This window comes from Sulfurimonas hydrogeniphila (assembly GCF_009068765.1).
GTDB lineage: Bacteria > Campylobacterota > Campylobacteria > Campylobacterales > Sulfurimonadaceae > Sulfurimonas > Sulfurimonas hydrogeniphila.
Genome location: NZ_CP035534.1, coordinates 1,288,036 through 1,305,416 on the forward strand (window position 1 = coordinate 1,288,036; position 17,381 = coordinate 1,305,416).

Here is a 17,381-nt window from a genome sequence, read left to right on the forward strand (position 1 = left end):
TTTTTATTTTACATCTCTTATAATATCTATACCCTCTCCTATCGCATCAATCTTTTGCTCTATGGTATCTAAACGCCTGGAGAGTTGTTTGTCTGTAGCATCATTTGAGAGTGCATTATATTTTTCTAACTGCTGGCAAAGATATTCATACTCGTTAATATCAAGCATGACTGCTTCTGCGGAACTCTTTTCATTTTTTGTGATGTAAATTGCCTCACACTTTTTTTCTCTAATAGTTGCAAGCGCTTTTTCTAAAGAGCCTGCAAGCCTTTCTCTTGAATAGAGCTCTGTATTTGATCCTTGAGTATTAAATGACTTCGTTTTTTGCATCTGATTCTCCTTGTGTATAGTTTTCAATAAGCAGGAGCATATCACTCCCCTTATCAATCTTTAAAAATGCGTCACCACAATATTGGTGTGAGAGAAGATAAAGCGTTTGACTAAAATGCGACACATAACAATCTCTGTATTCTAAAAGCACTTCACCACTTGCATTGAAGAGCTTGATGCTCTTTTGTGGTAAAGGAGCTGACTCGTTTTTATTCTCTTTACTCTCTTTTTTAAATGGATTTTTTAATAAGAGTGTATAAGTAAGTGCTATAGAGATAGCTCCTAATATTCCCAAAATTATTATTAAAAAAATTGTACTGTTCATCTTACTCTCCTGTTTCTACTAAAGTACAGTATGCAATATTTAGCAGATCATTCTCTTTTTTAAAATATTGCTTTTTATAGAGATGCCAACCACCTTTTTTATTTACCAATACTGAGGCCCTTCCTCCAAGAGAGGCTTGACAGATTAAGCTCTTACCTCTTTGAAAAGCGAGAATTGTTTGTTTTTTGGTGGTTTGAGTGTTATTTGTAAACCCTAATTGCATAAGTATGATGCCTCCCAGTAAAAAAATTATTATTGCCAGTACCCTTTTAGCATTTCGCATTATTGACTCCTTTTTTATATTATAATTATTTTTTTATGCTAATTTATATTTTATGGCAAATTGCCAAATCATTAATCTATTCTATACACCGGCTTTGCTTGAGCATATACTGCAAATAATAATACAAGTATAAAAAGACCAGCTGCACCTACTACTAAATAAAGTACCTGTTGTATAACAGTAAAAATAGCCCCAGTGAATAAACCTGTTTTATCGATATTGGTATAAATTGTCCAGAGTAATAAAATTGCACCTATTGCCATTAAAATTTGACCATTTAATATATCACCATGTTGGCTGAGAGCATTTACATACCAGTTATAGCCAAAGAATGACGCGCCATATCCTGATAATGAAGTAATAAGAGTAATTTTATTGAGAAATAAATATCTATACTTCTTTTGCGTGTATTTATTGATTTCTACGGCGATCATATACAGTGCATACAATACAGCTAAAGCAACGAGAATTTTTATAATCAGCATTTTATATCCTTTTTAATAACTACCATATAAATATATTGGTAGTTATTGTATTCAACAGAAGTATACTCAAAATATTACAAAAGTACAAATCATAAATATCAAATAGTAAAAACAGTATAATTACAACTATGTAAAGGGGTTAATTTGTTTGACTTAAAAGCCAAATTAGAAGAAGAGTTTCATGATGTTCCAATTGTCAAGCTTAAAGATTTAACAAAAAAAATCGCTGTCATCTCAAAAGTGCGTGTTGGTACAAAAAGAGATGTTCTCGATTATAATGAGGTCACACTTGCGAATATCGATGCGTATGGTGTCATTCAAGTTAATTCTAGTAAGAAAAAACCGGCACCGGCAAATGCCAGTGCAATTGCATCACAAGCACTGCATAAAAATGATCTTTTAGTTTCCTACAGAGGATTAGATATTCAAGTTGGTCGGATTGATAGAGAATATAAGCATCCTGTTGTAAGTAACAACAGTGCAATACGTATTCAATTTGAATATGAAGATGCACAGAAGGAAGAAGAAGTCTCCTTGTTTGTTCAAACATATTTACAACTTCCATATGTCAAAGAATATATAGCAAAAAGACCTCAAAGCACTGAAAACAACAGAAAAATTCTCAGTCCTCTTTTTTTAGCTAATCTTCCTATTCCGCTGTTTTATTCAAGAGATTATGCGTTTAAAGATTTTATATATAAGCGTTTAAAAGTAATAAATACAGCAAAAGCAATTATCAAAGATATGCAACATTGGATGAAAAATCTTGAAAAATATAAAGATGAAACTCTTTCTTTATATTTAACAAACACGAAAAAAACTTCAAAAATCGATGAAAAAGATATTAAAATATTAAAATCTTTAGAAATAGCTAGAAAACAACTTAATAATATGGCTGAAGAATTATAATGTCAAATATACTATCCTAATAAGTCAAGACAACATTTCCGTGCTTTAGCCAAAATTGCTATTAATAAATTTATATAGTCAATCCTTGAGAACGAATTTTAATATCTCTTATTCTGTGTCCTAAATATAGTTAAATAATCTTTTTACAGTATCTTGCATAGCACTTTTGAAAGCATCATCCTGTGCAATTTTTTTATAAAGTTCTAGTTCATTACGTCTTTGTTGTTGCATCACCTCATCAAATATCTTTTTATACGCTAAATCCCTATTTTGTTCATCAGGGTTATCTAAATATTTACTTCGATAGTCTGGATGCTCTTGAATTTTTCTGGCTATATTAACACATCGAACTCTTTGTTCTTCAGGTGTGGCATCCCACCCTTGGAACCACTTATCATTAAAGCTTTTTATAATCTCATCAAGAGGATCTTTGTCATTTTTATCTTCATACACTCCTCTTGGATTTGGGTTTTGTGAATCAAGTTCTGCTTGACTATCGTCTAAGCCTATAGTTGTGTTTAGTTTAGTTCTCTCTAACCCATATGTTGAGAGATCTACTGATTCTAACAAAGCATCTATAGCATCAGCTTCTTTATCTTGGACTATCAATTTTGGAATCAAAAATTTCAAAAACCAAAAAAGCTTCTCCCAAGCAACTATCTCATAAGGCAAGATAGAGGCCATTTGTCCATAAATCTTTACAAATTGTTTTGCTTTTATTTTAAAATCAGCTTTTTGAGTATCTTCTAATACCAATGTACTGTTAAATCGCTCTGCTGCCGTATCTATTATGGGACTTAATTCACTCGCTTCAACTCCAGAAAAATATTTCTCTATAAATAGCTCCACTTCATCCAATTCATAAACACCTATGTTATCGAGGTGTTCTTTGAGCTCATGAAGTACATTAACATCTGTAGCGGAGCTAAGAGTAGTTGCTGTATAAAAAGGATCAAAAGAAGCTTTTATATCATCCACTGTATTAAAAAAATCCAAAATAAAAAGATCTTCTGTCTTTTTTCCTAAACTATTGGCTGCACGATTAAGGCGTGAAAGTGTTTGTACTGCTTGAACACCTTGAAGCCTCTTGTCTACATACATTGCTGTAAGCTTTGGCTGATCAAAACCTGTAGTAAATTTATTGGCTACTACTAATAGTCGATATTCATCTGTATCAAACTTATCAGCTATATCTTTACTTGCAAATCCGTTTATGCTATCTTCTGTGTACTCTATGCCATCCACCGTTTTCTTACCTGAAAAAGCTATAAGAATTTTAAAAGGCTTACCCTTTTCCCTAAGCTTTGCTTGAAATGCTTGATAATAAAGAATAGCAGACTCTATACTCTGGGTAACCACCATTCCTTTTGCCTTGCCTTTGAGCTTCTTTCTATTTACTACATGGTCAATAAAATGCTCAAGCATAATATCAGCTTTAGTAGCAATAGTTTGCTTATCTCGTTCTACATAGGCTCTCAGTTTTTTCTGTGCTTTTGCGGTATCAAAAAGTGGGTTATCTACTATAGACTTCTCTATCTCATAATAGCTTTTATAGGTTGTATAGTTTGCCAACACATCAAGAATAAATCCCTCTTCAATCGCTTGTTTCATCGAGTAAAGATGAAAAGGTTTAAAGCTTCCATCCTCTTGTTTTTGACCAAATTTTTCAAGTGTTATCGGCTTAGGTGTAGCCGTAAATGCTAAATATGAGGCATTACCCTTCATCTTTCTGCTCTTCATCGCTTCCACTATGGCATCTTGTGCATCCAGTTCTCTATCTCCAAAAGCACTATTCATACTATCGTGTGCAGAACCACTTTGTGAGCTATGGGCTTCATCTATCACCACTGCAAACCTTCTATCACTCAAATCTGACATACCATCCATGATAAATGGAAACTTTTGAATCGTAGTTATTATAATTTTCTTTCCACTCTCCAAACTTGCTTTTAGATCTTTTGCTGAATTTGCAGGTGCAACAATATTCTTTACTTCACTGAACTCTTTAATATTATCTCGAAGTTGCTTATCTAGCAATCTTCTATCTGTTACAACTATCACAGAGTCAAACAGAGGATTTTGTAAACCTTTACTTCCAGGAAGACTCTCTTTTTGTGGATATGTCTCTATAAGCTGATAAGCTGCCCATGTAATAGAGTTTGACTTTCCACTCCCTGCACTATGTTGTATAAGGTATGTTCGCCCTACACCATGTTCGCTGGCATCCTTCATGATTTTTCTTACAACATCCATCTGATGATAACGAGGGAAAAAGAGTGTACGCTTAGAAAGAGTATCACTTTTTGTACCATCAAGTCGTACAAAATGCTGGATTATATTTGCTAACGACTCTTTGGTAAAGACCTCTTCCCAAAGATAAGAAGTTTTATGTCCGTGTTCATTAACAGGATTGCCCTTACCGTGGTTATTGCCTTTATTAAACGGTAAAAAGAATGTTTTGCTGCCATTAAGGTGTGTGGTCATATAAACTTCATCTGTATCAACTGCCATATGAACAATACACCTTGCAAACTGTAAAAGTGTTTGCTTAGCATCTCTATCTTCTCTGTACTGCTTTTGCCCATGCACCCTGGCTGTCTGCCCTGTCCATGCATTTTTAAGCTCCATTGTCACAATAGGCAGACCATTTAAAAATATCACCATATCAATCTCTTCACCAGGATTACTCACAGAATATCTGAGCTGTCTGGTGACACTAAATTCATTACTGGAGAATCGTTTTTTGATCTCGTCTGAGCTTGATGGTAGAGGAGCAACATACATCAAAGTAAAATGAGCATCTTCAACAGATAAACCTTTTTTCAAAACATCGAGTATGCCATACCTCTTTATCATCCTATCAAGGCGTTGAATGATTTTTAGTTTGTACTTAGGATCTCGTTTGAGCTTCTCTAACTCTTTAGCTTGTGTAGTTTCCAAAAAGTGCCAAAATCTTTTGGTATCGATGGCATACTCTTTATCAAAATCATTGGGGTCGCCCATATAAAACTTGTTATTATTACTATTTAGAGGTAAAGGTTTCGTTATTTCATTTGATAACTCTTCAAGCGAAACACCTACCAACGATTTTTCAATGCTACTCTCCAACGCTTGTTCATTTGTTTTACTTTTTTTCATCAAAATATCCTCTCTCTATTACATGTTCTCTGCTCAATACACATTGATATTCATTGTCCAAACCTATCCAAATGTGAGCAGGAATAACCAACACATCCTCCAAGGCAGAAGCTATTTTCGAATCAATTCCCATTACTCCTTCTATGATTTTATCTACAGTCCCCTTTGATATGTTGGTTCTAGATGAAAGTTCAAAGCTACCCATATGGATCTCATCCAGCACCTCTTCAAGAAGTTCTCCTGGATGAATGGCTATGTCTGATTGATATGTTTTGTTCAAATTTTTTATCCTTATTCCATCATAGAGACAAATGCTTACCGATATATCCAATATAAATTTTTCCCTCTTTCTCCAAAAAATAAATCCTATACCCATTGGAGAGATTTTTAAGATGATTGTCAAAATATACTTTTTCTCCATCAATAGTAAACAATCTAAACTTTCTTAAATTAGCGTTATTTTTCACTGATTGACTCTCAGGACTATGATTGTAATCCGTAATCTGCTTTTTTCCACTATCTATATCCCTCAATACGCCTACAGCTTGCCTAAAGATAGCAGTATCCATTGTTTCAATTTGCTTTTTGACTTCTTCACAAAAAATAATTTTCTCAGGAAAAAATGCTTCTCTTTTATCCCAAAAATTATTTTGGTCAATCCTTTGTCGCTGCTCACTCTCAATCTGAACAAAAAAATCTTCATGTGCATGCATATGAGGTGGAAGCGAAATATGACGTACAGGTATATTCTCTGTGCCTTTATTGATATCAATAAATGTGCTCTTCCATTTATTATCGGAACAAAAACTCACAGTAATACTATTCCACATCTCACAACATGCCAACCCGCCTATGAAAGGATCGTCTCCATTATAAATATAGTGCCTATCCAATAATGAATTTTCATCATCTTCATTATCAACCAATGGTGATTCAATAATCACTATACCATTAGTCACAAAGCTTCTTACTCTCTGCTTTAGTTCTTTATGTTCAATTTGCCCAAAAAATTGAGGAAAATAAATACCCTGTATAATCTCAAAATTTTTAAAATCTTTATCCATGCGGATATTATTGAGATTTTTTTGTTTAAGTAAGGAAATACATTTAAAAAACGAAATAAAAGAATCCTCCACTCCTGTATCATCCACAAAAGGCAAAGAGAGCTCATTAAAAACGGAAAAATCTACCATAACAGTTCATCTAACCTATTATCCCACTCATCAAAAAAGCCTTTGGGCCACTCTTGATTAATTCTTCCATTTTCATCTATTCTCAAATTATCTACAATAGTTTCTAGGGAATTTTTTTCTTTTCTAAAGTAATAAATTTGTGATTGTTCGGATTTAATAAATTTCTTTTTTGTTGCAACTCTCAAACCATTAAGAAAATGATCACTATGAGTTTCCACAAGTATCTGTACACCATTTGTTGAAGCAACAGCGCACAACTCTGCTATCTTTGCTTGTCCTGCCGGATGAAGGTGAGACTCCGGATTTTCAACAATAAGTAAATCCCCTGGTTTTGCTTTTAGAACTGCTACAATGATTGGTAATGCATAAGTCACACCAAAACCAATATTGAGTGGAGTAAAATCATTGGTAGTCGTATCTCCATACGCATAACTATAGGTTAAATTGACATTCTGAAGCTCTTCATAAACCTTTGCTTTTACCTCAATGCCATCACTAATATCTCCTAGCCATAAAGAAATATTTTCAAGCAATTGTTCTGTTTTGCTATCAGGATGTTTTAATGCCTCTATTGGAATTTTTTTATGTTTGTTTTTAGCAAGATAATGTGCAGTATATTCTCCTCGTATCCCTATAAGATTTTTTTCGATATTTTCATCAGAGAGTCCGTATGTAATACTTGGAGCAATGCGATCTGTAGAGATATATTGAAAATCATCATTAAATAAGTTAAAGCTCTCCTCCAATCCAAGCAATGGAAAATCTGTTATCATCTTTAAGTCTTGATTATTAAAAACAAAACTACCCGTTCTCTCTTTTGAACTTATCTCTATAGATATATTTTCATCAAAGGCTTCTTGAAATAAGATATCTCTTTTATTACCAAGATCTAAATAATCACCCTTAATATTTACAATAGGATTTTTTACTATGTTTATTCTATTTTCATTCTGCTTTAACAAAAGTAATGTTTGGATAAATGATGATTTACCACAACTATTTACCCCTGTCAAAAGCGTTATATTTGCAAGTTCTATATCTACATTTTTTAAGCTTTTAAAATTTTGGATTTTTACGTTATCAATCTTCATCTATCACCTCTTTTATCAATTGATTCATGATTCTAAATCTAGTCTCTATAGCACCTTTGCTACTTGTTCCCTCTGTGATAGATTTAAAAAACTCACTCTGCTCATCTTTCATGAGAGTGATTAGTTTATCTTTAAAAATCTTTTTTTGGTTCCAAAAGATAGTTTTATCCGATATCTCACTAAAACAAACCGTAATGACATCAAAAAGTGATCTGTTTAATGTATTGGTTCTTCTATCATCCGCAATAGCACGACTAAAGTGATGATTTTCACCCAATACTTTTTCTGAAAACTCTAGTGTTGCCAAAAGGCTTTCACGAAGCTCTGTTAGTCTCCCCTCATCGATACTATCAAGTTTCTCCATCGAATCATCCAAAAATTCACCCATATTACTAAATGGAAAATTTTCAGAGGCACTAGAGGTCAATTTAAACGCAACAAATCTTAAAATCAATTCTCTGTCAAGCATGCGCTTGGAAGGAACACTCACTACCCTCTTAAAGACCTCCTCCTCGGAGCACTCTCCTAAAAATGTAATTCCATTTCCCTTTTGATTGAGAGCTTGTCGTATCTCTTGGGCATTGAGAGATAAGCCTCCTGTGTTGATACGATTAAAAATAGAATATCTTACTTTTTTGGGAGTTTGAGCCTCTATCTGATAAGTCACTATTTGTGTTTCATCAATAATACGCTTCAGATTTCTCTCCAAATCATCATAAGATTTACCATCAAGTTCTTTAAGAAACTCAAGATTTTTTAATTTTAACTTCTTATCAACAACGAACTTTTTAATGGTAGATAGCCGTTGCAGTCCATCTACTACAATCCACCTATCAGGATCACTCACATCAAAATAGAAAATAGGCAAAGGTAATTTGAGCAAAATAGACTCAATGAGCCGTGACATATTGGTAGGGCTCCACAGATTAGCATGTCTCTGAAAGTCAGGATTTAGATCCACTTCACTATACTTAAGGCGATTAATAAGACTAGAAAGAGAAATCACTGCATTTGAAATCTTAATATCTTTGGTAGAGAAAGGATCGGTAATATATCCATCGGTTTCTGATTTGACAATATCCTCTTCTATCTCTATTTGATTATCTTCCATAAGAAAACTCCTTGTGAATAATTATATCTAATTTACATCTCATACTACCCTCACCTTCCCAGTCACCACACTATCTATCAACGAAGCCTTATACTCTTTGAGTTTTTCTATCTGTTTTTGTTGAAGAGAAATAGCTTTATCAATTTTTTGAGTATTTTCTTTTATATATTCTATAATCTCCACTTGCTCTTTTAGGGGAGGAATAGGCATGAAGAAATTATAAAAATTATCAGAAGGAAATCTCCATCTTCCAAGCATGGATACTCCTTGTCCATAAGCATAAAAAATTCTATTTTTATATCCCATTTGCAATAAATACAAAAAATACTCTTTGCTGCAACTTCTATGCTCTAGCGTAAAAACCCTATAATCAGGACTAATTACACCATCATATTTTGATATATCTACATACCCTGTTAATAAGTCCATGTGATTCATGGCAAATTCATTTTTATATACAAGTTGATATTTCGAGTAGTCCATAGACAATTGTCCCTCACCGCTTGTAATATCTTTAATTTTAATACCTTTTTGCGTAATGGACAAAACATCATACCCTAATATTCCAACTATTCTTTTCCTAATTTTAAAGATATATTTTAACCTTTTAACTTCCCAATCCACAGGCACTTTTCCCAACCACTCAACCCCACTATCTTTCATCTTGACATTTGGGTCAAGTCCTTTGGTGACGGCATCGTTGATGAGGATTTGTCGTCGCTCTTGTAGTTTCTCTATCATCTGTTCTTTTAAAGAGATGGCTTTGTCTATCTGGGCTGTTTTTTGATCGAGGTAGTTGGCGATTTTGGTTTGTTCTTGTTTTGGTGGTTTAATATATAGAATATTTAACAAGTCTGTTGGACCTAAAGTTGATCTTACCCCTGATCCTAAATTATTATATACTTGATTTAAATACAAATTATAAAAGTAATAATATGCAAATCTCGGCAATGAATTCTTACCTACTTTTAATCTTATATAGGCAGAGCTCATTATTCCCTTTTCATGAACTAATCCAACACGGCTTGTTGATATATTCTCTAAATCAATTAATTTGAAAACTAAATTATCTTTTTCAAATATTTGGTAAGTAGCATAGTCTTTTGGAACTAAGCCCTCGGGAGAATCAATATTATTATTTACAACCCCTCGCAATGTTAAAGATAAAACATTATCGCAGTTTCGTTTTGTGTTAATTTCCTTCTTGTTTTTATGAAATCTTTTGGTGGGCTTTACTTCCCAATGTTCAGGCACTTCTCCAAGCCACTCAACCCCACTATCCTTATACTTCGGATACTTCTCTAGTTTACTCATCACCAAGCCCCAATATCTCTTTGATAAGCCCTTCACTTTGCTTTTCAAGCTCAAGTATATCTGCCGTTACATCTTCGATACTTCGTAGTGGTTTATGCTTATAAAAGTACTTGTTAAAACTTATCTCATAGCCTATCTTGACACTATCTAGGTTTATCCACGCTTCCTTTACATGTGGTTTGACCTCTCTGAGGAAATAGCCGTGAATATCGTCTGAGAGAGGGATATTTTCACTATCTCTCAAGTCACCCTCGCTCTCATACTCTATATACTCTCCTACTTTATCGGTAGCATAGAGTCCAAAGTCTGCCAAATCTTCCTCTTTGCATCCCAAATGCTCCAGTTTCTCCTCTAGCTTATCGCCAGAGAGTTTATGTATCTTTTTGATAACCTTGTGAGCACGCTCATCATACCAGCTCACAGCAGAGAGGATGATATTTTTCTCACTTGCGGAGAGTTTTATCTTTTGGTCTTTGAGTACCTTATCTACCTCTTTTTTGAAGAGGTTGAAATCATCATACTCTTTGTCCCCTATCTCAACAGAGAGTAGTGTAGCTACTTCTAAAAGGTTTTTATGTTTACTCCAGAGATTTTGGCTAACGAGTGCATTTTTCTGTTTGGTTTTGAGGTTTAGTTCTTGCTTTTCGCACCACTCCAGTATCTCTTTTTCATATGGTTTTACATCTTCATACAACACATCCCCATACTCACTATATGCCCACTCCATAGGCTCTTGTAGCCCTTTATCATACCGCAAAGTCTCTCTGCGCTCACGAGTGAATTGTGCTTTAAGTCTTTTTGGTCTTTCGATATTTACCTTGTAATAGCCAAAATCTTCATTGTCAAATACCTTGCTGGCAATACAGCTATCGCACTCTCGCTCTATCTCGGCAAACTCTCTATATGTGTTAACTATCTGTTCTATATGCTCCGGAGTAAACTCACAGTTCTTATCTCCCAGATTTTTACGAAGTTTTTTATAGAGCTGCCCTGCATCGATGAGTTGCACTTTGCCTTTTCTTTTGGCTTCTTTGTTATTACTGAGTATCCAAATATAGGTAGTGATACCGGTATTGTAAAAGAGGTTATTGGGTAACTGGATGATGGCTTCAAGCATATCATTCTCGATGATATATCGACGGATGTTGCTTTCTCCACCACCGGCATCACCTGTAAAGAGGCTACTTCCGTTGTGCACAGAAGCTATACGACTCCCAAGAGGACTTTGAGAGAGTGACTTCATCTTGCTTACCATCTCCATGAGAAAAAGCAGCTGCCCATCTGAGCTTCGTGGTGTAGCATCTGCTTCAGCTTCATCTGCCCAGTAGTCCTTAAGCCTCACCACAAAACGGGGATCGATGATCTCTTTACCATCTTTGATATTTTTGAGTTCACTCGCCCAGGACTTACCATAAGGAGGATTGGAGAGCATAAAGTCAAACTGCTCTCCTCTAAACTCATCAGTAGAGAGGGTTGAACCGTTACGAATATTTTCTGGGTTATCCCCTTTTATCATCATGTCTGATTTACAGATAGCATAAGTCTCATCATTGATCTCTTTACCATAGAGATAGACATCTCCACTGGCTCGTATCTCTCCTGCTTCATCTTTGATGAACTTCTCCGACTCAGTAAGCATCCCTCCACTACCACAGGCAGGATCGTATATTTTCATAACCGGTGGCAACTGATCTTTGACAGGAATAAAGACAATATGTGTCATCAATTCTATCACTTCTCTAGGCGTGAAATGCTCTCCCGCCTCTTCGTTGTTCTCCTCATTAAACTTGCGGATCAATTCCTCAAAAACATATCCCATCCCCAAATTAGTCAAGGCAGGAAGCTTTCGCCCCTCTGGGTCTAGCACTTCATGGTTGGTGAGGTTAATAGTAGGGGAGGTAAATTTCTCCAACACTTCCAAAAGAACATTTTTATCTGCCATATGCTTTATCTGAGAGCGAAGCTTGAACTTCTCTATAATCTCTTTCACATTAGGGCTAAAACCCTCAAGATACTCACTAAAATTAGCCTCTAACATCTGCTGAGAATTGGTAGCAGTATCATAAAGTCTTTTAAGTGTCCAAGGGGAAGTGTTGTAAAAGAGATAGCCACTAGCATCTCTAAGTCCACCCACCTCATACTCAGTCAGTCCTACCTCTTCTCTTTGAAACTTAACTTCTTCAAGTACTGCCTCTTTAGTAGGTTCAAGCAGTGCATCAAGCCGTCTAAGCACCACCATAGGCAAGATTACATCTCTATATTTTCCTCGGACATATACATCTCGCAAACAATCGTCTGCGATACTCCATATAAAAGATACCAATTTATTGTGTGCTGCTTGATTCACTATTTTTCTCCTAAAAAGTTGCTATGTATTTTTCTTATACTATTATTTATTTTCTCAATCTCATTATACAATTCTATCTCATTATTAAAGTTTAATAAAACTTGTTTTTTTTCATCTTTTGACAATATCGGTATTTGCATTTTTTTTATTTCACTTGTGGCAATTTGAGGCATTGCCGTGCCTGCCACAAGTTGCTTCAACATCGCTTGACCAATGTCAGATTTAAAAAACATATACAACTCTATTGCCATTTGTTTATCTTTGACTCGTATTACTTGTGAAGCTTGTGAAGCGAGTAAAGGTTCATTTATCTCTCCAATAATTGCTACCTTTCCAATGGTACCTTTCGTACTAACAAGCACATCATAGGCTTGTAGCTTATATGTTTGATATTTATTATACTGACTACCTATCTTTTTTAATTTGCCACCCCCTGTTGTAAAACCTGCTTTCGCAAAGTCTGATGGGGAAATTTCATACACTTCCTTACCCTCGCCCTCGTCTTTAAAGAGTTGTGATCTTCTTACTTCTGCAATTTTTTGCAACTCAATAGTCTTATAAAATGCTAATATCTCTTGTATTTCCTTAGCCTCTTGCGAGATTACATATCTATCTATCGATAAAGAGTAACTGTTTTTTTCTATTTCATCAATAGAGATGATTGTTGAAATAGCATTTATCTCTTCTTTATTTTTATATATATCAATAATTTTATCAATATTATTAAAAATAATTTTTCTTCCGTCTCTTTTTAAAAACTGCTCATTTTTTAGATTGATAAATAGTACTTCATAATCTTCTTTTTCCTTATTTATTACAAAAAATGTTGTTTCTATAGATGTTGCACTATGTATATTTGGGGGTAGCTGTACAATTGCCTCAAGATAATTTTTTTCTATAAGGTACTTTCTAAATAACCCTTCTGTGCCACTTCTATATGTAAAGCCAACAGGTAGTAAAACGACAGCTTTTCCTTTACATTGTGCTAATATATGTTCAAAGTGTGCAACATCAAGATTGCTTCCTTTATGTATCTTAAAACGATTAAACCTATCATTGGAAAAATCTATCTTAGCTCTTAATCCAAGCGGAGGAAAAGAGAGAACTGATTCATACTGTTGTAAAAGGTGTGGAGCATCAGGCTTGATATATGCGGGAGATTCTAAAGGATTGTTGAATTGAAACTCAATATTCTTATGATCGATTATCTTTACAAGTTCAGCAATAAAAGCGTTTTGAGGGATTAGATTTTCTGCATATATTTTCTTATCTGTTTGATATACATACGAAAATCCATTTGTAAATGGCACATAAATATTTTCGCTATTATTGTTAAGCAGTTTGACACCAAGTTCCGCTACCTGATGAGATACACAATAATCATGAATTACTTTTTGAGTACAAAAAGTATCATTAACATTCATTTTAAAAGTATCATCTTCTACAGTATTATATATCGCTACCAACACATTGCTATCTATCTTTAACAGATTACTGTTTTGATTTAGATAGAATTTAAATAGATTATGCTCTTTAGATAGTGTTTCAAATATCTTTAGCAGCTTTTTTAACTCAACCTTTTGAGCAAAAAATGTATCATATCGTAAATTATCGTCTTTAATGTCATTAGCCGATATAATTTTCCATGCTTTTAATAAATAATAGAGTTCTATCGCCTGTTCTTGTGCTAAGTTTAATGTACCTAGAATATCAAATATATTTTTGTTTTTCACAACTTACTCCTAATGTCTATTGTAGCTGTTTGTATTATATGCAGTAATAAGAGCATCATTATCAAAAACAATGGTCACTCCACCCTTATCCATAATTTTTAGCAACTCTTTTCTCATACTATCAATCTCTCGTATCACTTTTTGTGTATTTTTCTTATTTAAAATAAGCTTGTCACCCTTTGCTTTTCCATACTCATAAACTAAATCTACAAGCTTTTTAGAAATTCCTCTTTGAGACATTCTAGCTAATATATGGTTAGTAGTTGTCATAATATTTCCTTTTAGTTTGGTATTTACTAAATATGTGAGAAAATTATAACAGTTTTTAAAATACATGTCAAGTAGTTTGAACCAAACTACTTTAATTTGTTGTAAAATTACTATTTTATTCCAAAAAACTGATCTAATGTATTAATTTTGAAGATATTTTCGAGCTAAAATATATGCCATGATTATTCCTAAGCATGTTTACAATATTTTTGTTCTATTTCTATGAAACTTAAAGCCTGTTTCATTAAGGCAGTTTGTGTTAAGTCAATCTGCTTTTTTATATGAAGCCTAACATATTAACTATTTTCGAGCAGAACCAAAGTTACGGTCAAATCTTATCTATAATATAAAAGCTCTTGCACTAATGAGTAGTACCAACCCTATCAACCTTTTATTAGACCAACTTCTCACACCTGTGATATCTGTTTGAAAAATTGCGCTTCTTTTGATTACGATGGCCAGATCACTCCGTAGAGAGATGGAAGCTTCCACCGATTCTTTTCTATGGTTAAGTTTTATGTTTTAAAAATAAAGAATACAAAATAATAACACATTTTTGTATTGTATTTTGAACAATAGCTTTTTAATATGTATTCTTAATTTGTTCCAGTTTCCTTTTCCCTATAGCAATGCTTTCAAAATCTCTTAAATAGGGGAAAAATTGTAATTGAAAAAAATTATACATTACTAAGAAAAATACATAAAACTTACACTCAAAAAAACAAAAAAATATGAATATAGATGAGACATAATAAAAAAGGAGTCAAGATTATGTATGTAAATATTGTTACACAATGGTGTAAAATCTCTTCGGATGATGTGCAGAAACTATTGAAATACTTTGCAAAGCAACCATTAGAGATTCAAATTCAAATTTTAAAATCTCACAGAGAGGTTCTTTTTAGGGGCAAAGATCAGATGAAACAGCAATCTATCGCAATTGAAGTAGCATCTTATATTGCTTTGATTCTTGCCGTTAAATACCATTATGCACTCGAGAGAAAACTTACAAGTGCCAAATTTGAAGAGTTGTCTATCGATGAGTTGAAGAATGTGACCATGTTAAAGATTAAAAAGCATGACGCAAAATATGCCACCAAAACCAAACGCGATAAACTTATACACTACTGGAGTGTTGTCAAACAACTTAAAAAAGAAAATCGGAGCTTTCGATACATTGCGCTTTATCTGAGAAATGAACATAGCTTCAGTATTTCTCATTCTGAAATTCATAAAGCGTGGAATAAGATTGAAGATTATGAATATATACAAACAAAGCAATCCTATAAAGAATAACTTAAACGGAGTAAAAAAATAAAAAAAACAATAGCCCAGTAACAATAAAACCTCAAAGAACATTTTCAAGAGTATAAAACTCTTGGGATTGTTTGATTTTTGAAGCACTTTATTAAAGTCATTATCTAGAATTTGACTCAAGTGTTTCAATGATCAAACACCTAAAAACTGTTTGGTTGACAATGATAAGGTACTAGGTGCCCCTTGAGGGTATAGGACAATTTATATAATTTCCTATATAGTGTTTATCAAGTTCTATAACAACTTATTGTTAAATAGTTGAATTAAACTTTAGGATAGTGATGCTTGAAATACCCTTTGTGGGTTATAGGCAACATTGTTTTTATATATAGCTAAAATGATATGTGCAAGCTTCCTTGCAACAATCACAACAGCTTCCTTTTTGGCTCTACCTTGAGAGACCTTGTCAAGAAAAAGCTTGTTGAGTTGCTCATTATGCCTAATGGCAGCAATAGCGGCTTGATAGAGAGCTTTTTTAGCAAGCTTTGCACCTCTTTTTGCGATTGCACCGTAGGTGAGTTTATTACCTGATTGCTCTAGTGTAGGATAAAGACCTAAATAACCAATGAAGTGAGAATTATTTTTGAATCGCGCTAAGTCTCCACACTCACTAATAAGAGCAAAGATGGTTTTATCACTCACACCTGGTATGGTTCTAAGATTATCAATAATATTCATAATCTCTTGCTCTTCATTACTCTCAAGTTGCGGTGTTTGATTAAAAAGCTTTAACATCTCATTCTCAAGCTCTTTAAGCTCCTCTTGTAGAAGCTTAATCACTCGGATATGAGATTTAATAACATAAGCTCTCTCATCTACACCATTGCCTTGATAAACAGAGTGTTTGGCTAACTCTAAAAGCTTTGTAGCTTTTTCTTCATTGAAGTTATTGCCTTTGATACCCCGAAAGGTTTTTAGTATTCTCTCTACACTCGCATGATGATAATGCTTTGCAGTTGGATACTTCTCTAAAAGTGCCAAGCCTGTCACATTAAAGGGATCTCTTATCACTTGTTCCATCTCTGGGAATACCACAGCTAAGAGTGTAGAGATTTGTCTTTTATGCTTTTTCATCTCTTCAAGTAGATTATTCTTATGTCTATAGAGTGATTTGATACTCTGATAAGTATCTTCACTTACATAGGCTTTAGAGTATCTGCCTGATTTAATAAGAGCTGCTATCATTAAAGCATCAATGTTGTCATTTTTTACTTTCTTCATGCTGTCCATCTCTCTAAATCTATTTGTTTGATAAGGATTGAGTAATAGTACATTAAATCCTTTTTCACTCAGATAAAGATAGAGATTTTCAAAGAAAATTCCAGTGGCTTCCATACCAATGGTAAAGGTTGATACTTCATCAATGGAGTTTAAAAGTAAAAGTAGCTCATTAAAGCCATTCTCATCATTGCTGAACTTAAGTGACTTCTTTATCACTTTATCATCTTGATTAACCACACAGGCAACATGAAAACCTTTTGCTATATCTATACCTACATAATAGTGCATCTGTACATCCTTTCGTATGTTTAACT

Annotated in this window: 16 protein-coding genes; 2 read left to right on the top strand and 14 right to left on the bottom strand. The window is 33.8% G+C overall.

The genetic code is table 11. From position 1 onward, the window contains the following. Positions 1 to 3: 3 nt before the first annotated feature. The 4 genes from ETP70_RS06855 to ETP70_RS06870 form a co-directional block, all read right to left on the bottom strand. Positions 4 to 330, bottom strand: a complete 327-nt coding sequence (locus ETP70_RS06855; protein WP_151900480.1) for a hypothetical protein — start codon at positions 328 to 330, stop codon at positions 4 to 6. Then, on the bottom strand, positions 308 to 655 hold the full coding sequence (locus ETP70_RS06860; protein ID WP_151900481.1) for a hypothetical protein: 348 nt from the start codon (positions 653 to 655) through the stop codon (positions 308 to 310). The genes ETP70_RS06855 and ETP70_RS06860 overlap by 23 nt, the downstream gene beginning before the upstream one ends. A 1-nt stretch (position 656) precedes the next feature. Next, positions 657 to 938, bottom strand: a complete 282-nt coding sequence (locus ETP70_RS06865) for a hypothetical protein (protein ID WP_151900482.1) — start codon at positions 936 to 938, stop codon at positions 657 to 659. A 71-nt stretch (positions 939 to 1,009) separates the two neighbouring features. Further along, positions 1,010 to 1,423, bottom strand: a complete 414-nt coding sequence (locus ETP70_RS06870; RefSeq protein ID WP_151900483.1) for a hypothetical protein — start codon at positions 1,421 to 1,423, stop codon at positions 1,010 to 1,012. A gap of 144 nt (positions 1,424 to 1,567) precedes the next feature. Here ETP70_RS06870 and ETP70_RS06875 point away from each other — a divergent pair, with 144 nt between their 5' ends. Continuing rightward, the gene (locus tag ETP70_RS06875; protein WP_151900484.1) at positions 1,568 to 2,332 is read left to right on the top strand and encodes a restriction endonuclease subunit S domain-containing protein; all 765 of its coding nucleotides are present in this window, start codon (positions 1,568 to 1,570) and stop codon (positions 2,330 to 2,332) included. Between the two features lie 120 nt (positions 2,333 to 2,452). Here ETP70_RS06875 and ETP70_RS06880 read toward each other — a convergent pair whose 3' ends face one another. The 9 genes from ETP70_RS06880 to ETP70_RS06920 are packed head-to-tail and all read right to left on the bottom strand — an operon-like array spanning position 2,453 to position 14,529. Then, positions 2,453 to 5,470 carry a type I restriction endonuclease subunit R gene (locus ETP70_RS06880; RefSeq protein WP_151900485.1) on the bottom strand — a complete coding sequence of 1,006 codons (3,018 nt, stop codon included), beginning with the start codon at positions 5,468 to 5,470 and terminating at the stop codon, positions 2,453 to 2,455. Next, the gene (locus tag ETP70_RS06885) at positions 5,457 to 5,750 is read right to left on the bottom strand and encodes a helix-turn-helix transcriptional regulator (RefSeq protein ID WP_151900486.1); all 294 of its coding nucleotides are present in this window, start codon (positions 5,748 to 5,750) and stop codon (positions 5,457 to 5,459) included. Before ETP70_RS06885 ends, ETP70_RS06880 begins: the two co-directional genes overlap by 14 nt. Positions 5,751 to 5,769: 19 nt before the next feature. After that, complete coding sequence (locus tag ETP70_RS06890) at positions 5,770 to 6,663, bottom strand: hypothetical protein (RefSeq protein WP_151900487.1); 894 nt, start codon at positions 6,661 to 6,663, stop codon at positions 5,770 to 5,772. Then, positions 6,657 to 7,754 (bottom strand): AAA family ATPase, encoded by a 1,098-nt coding sequence (locus tag ETP70_RS06895; RefSeq protein ID WP_151900488.1) that lies wholly within the window; start codon positions 7,752 to 7,754, stop codon positions 6,657 to 6,659. Before ETP70_RS06895 ends, ETP70_RS06890 begins: the two co-directional genes overlap by 7 nt. Next, complete coding sequence (locus ETP70_RS06900) at positions 7,744 to 8,865, bottom strand: DUF262 domain-containing protein (protein WP_151900489.1); 1,122 nt, start codon at positions 8,863 to 8,865, stop codon at positions 7,744 to 7,746. The genes ETP70_RS06895 and ETP70_RS06900 overlap by 11 nt, the downstream gene beginning before the upstream one ends. 39 nt (positions 8,866 to 8,904) lie before the next feature. Then, positions 8,905 to 10,179 (bottom strand): restriction endonuclease subunit S, encoded by a 1,275-nt coding sequence (locus ETP70_RS06905; protein WP_151900490.1) that lies wholly within the window; start codon positions 10,177 to 10,179, stop codon positions 8,905 to 8,907. Continuing rightward, a complete protein-coding gene (locus ETP70_RS06910; protein WP_151900491.1) occupies positions 10,172 to 12,526 on the bottom strand; it encodes a type I restriction-modification system subunit M in 2,355 nt (784 codons plus the stop codon). The genes ETP70_RS06905 and ETP70_RS06910 overlap by 8 nt, the downstream gene beginning before the upstream one ends. Next, positions 12,526 to 14,259, bottom strand: a complete 1,734-nt coding sequence (locus tag ETP70_RS06915; protein ID WP_151900492.1) for an N-6 DNA methylase — start codon at positions 14,257 to 14,259, stop codon at positions 12,526 to 12,528. Before ETP70_RS06915 ends, ETP70_RS06910 begins: the two co-directional genes overlap by 1 nt. A gap of 9 nt (positions 14,260 to 14,268) precedes the next feature. After that, complete coding sequence (locus tag ETP70_RS06920) at positions 14,269 to 14,529, bottom strand: DUF4258 domain-containing protein (RefSeq protein WP_151900493.1); 261 nt, start codon at positions 14,527 to 14,529, stop codon at positions 14,269 to 14,271. A gap of 741 nt (positions 14,530 to 15,270) precedes the next feature. Here ETP70_RS06920 and ETP70_RS06925 point away from each other — a divergent pair. After that, positions 15,271 to 15,825: a hypothetical protein gene (locus ETP70_RS06925; RefSeq protein ID WP_151900494.1), complete on the top strand. Its 555-nt coding sequence runs from the start codon at positions 15,271 to 15,273 to the stop codon at positions 15,823 to 15,825. A 291-nt stretch (positions 15,826 to 16,116) separates the two neighbouring features. Here the strand turns inward: ETP70_RS06925 and ETP70_RS06930 are convergent, their stop codons facing one another. Next, complete coding sequence (locus ETP70_RS06930) at positions 16,117 to 17,355, bottom strand: IS110 family RNA-guided transposase (RefSeq protein WP_188109952.1); 1,239 nt, start codon at positions 17,353 to 17,355, stop codon at positions 16,117 to 16,119. Positions 17,356 to 17,381: the final 26 nt, after the last annotated feature.